At 58.0% G+C, this 1187-nt stretch carries 1 protein-coding gene; it reads right to left on the bottom strand.

All coding sequences use genetic code 11. The features are described from left to right. Nucleotides 1-117 precede the first annotated feature (117 nt). Nucleotides 118-1101 (bottom strand): IS5 family transposase, encoded by a 984-nt coding sequence (locus APH34_RS28375; protein WP_081264849.1) that lies wholly within the window; start codon nucleotides 1099-1101, stop codon nucleotides 118-120. Between the last annotated feature and the right edge of the window lie 86 nt (nucleotides 1102-1187).

Consider the following 1187-nt stretch of genomic DNA (forward strand, 5'->3'; position numbering starts at 1 on the left):
GGGAAACTCCGAACAAGTTGCCCATCAGCCGGAAATGGACGGCTTGGGCATGCCGAAAAGCCCGATTTTCACCCGCTGATTATTGGATAACCAAGGCACAGCCTTGGTTTTCTGCCCTCACGGGCGCACCTCTCCCGCAGCAGGCAATAATTGCCGGCGCACCATCCACAGATTCGACAGCGCAAACAGCGTGGTCAGTTGCGCTGTGTTCTTGGCCAAGCCGCGAAAACGCGTCTTTACATAGCCGAACTGGCGTTTGATCACCCGGAACGGGTGCTCCACCTTTGCACGCACTTGCGCCTTGGCCTTTTCGATCTTGCGCTTGGCTTTGTAGAGCACGCTGCGTTTGCTCAAGTGCTTGTAGGTGCTGCGTCGCGCAGCTATCTGCCAGATCACTGGCCGCCCGTCGTGCTCAGGCCGCTTCTCTACGCCGGTGTAGCCCGCGTCGGCACACACGACGTTCTCTGCGCCATGCAGCAGTTGTGCAACTTCCATTACGTCGGCCACGTTCGCGGCGGTGCCATGAACGTGATGCACCAGACCCGATTCAGCATCCGCGCCGATGTGCGCCTTCATGCCGAAATAGTACTGGTTGCCCTTCTTCGTTTGATGCATTTCAGGATCGCGCTTGCCTTCCTTGTTCTTGGTCGAACTGGGCGCGTGGATGATGGTGGCGTCGACAATGGTGCCCTGGCGCAACGACAGGCCCTTGTCTCGCAGGTAATTGTTGATGGTTTCCAGAATGCCCGCCGCCAGCTGATGCTTCTCCAGCAGGTGCCGGAAATTCATGATCGTCGTGTCTTCGGGGATCGGAGCGCTGAGCGTCAGGCGAGCAAACTGGCGCATCGACGTGATTTCGTACAGTGCTTCTTCCATGGCCGGATCGCTCAGCGAAAACCAGTTTTGCAGCAGGTGAACACGCAGCATGGTTTCCAGTGGGTACGGCTTGCGACCACCGCCGGCCTTTGGGTAATGCGGCTCGATCAATGCCACCAAACCGCTCCACGGCACCACCTGCTCCATCTCGGCCAGGAAACGCTCGCGACGGGTTTGCTTGCGCTTACCGGCGTACTCGAAATCGGAAAAGCTCATCTGACTCATGGGAAGGAGGGCTTGTAGAGGGCTGTTGGACAGAGGGCTATTTCAGCACAGGTCAGATGGCCTGTGCTGACTTGTTCGGAGTTTCC

Source organism: Pseudomonas sp. NBRC 111131, assembly GCF_001320525.1.
Classification (GTDB): domain Bacteria; phylum Pseudomonadota; class Gammaproteobacteria; order Pseudomonadales; family Pseudomonadaceae; genus Aquipseudomonas; species Aquipseudomonas ceruminis.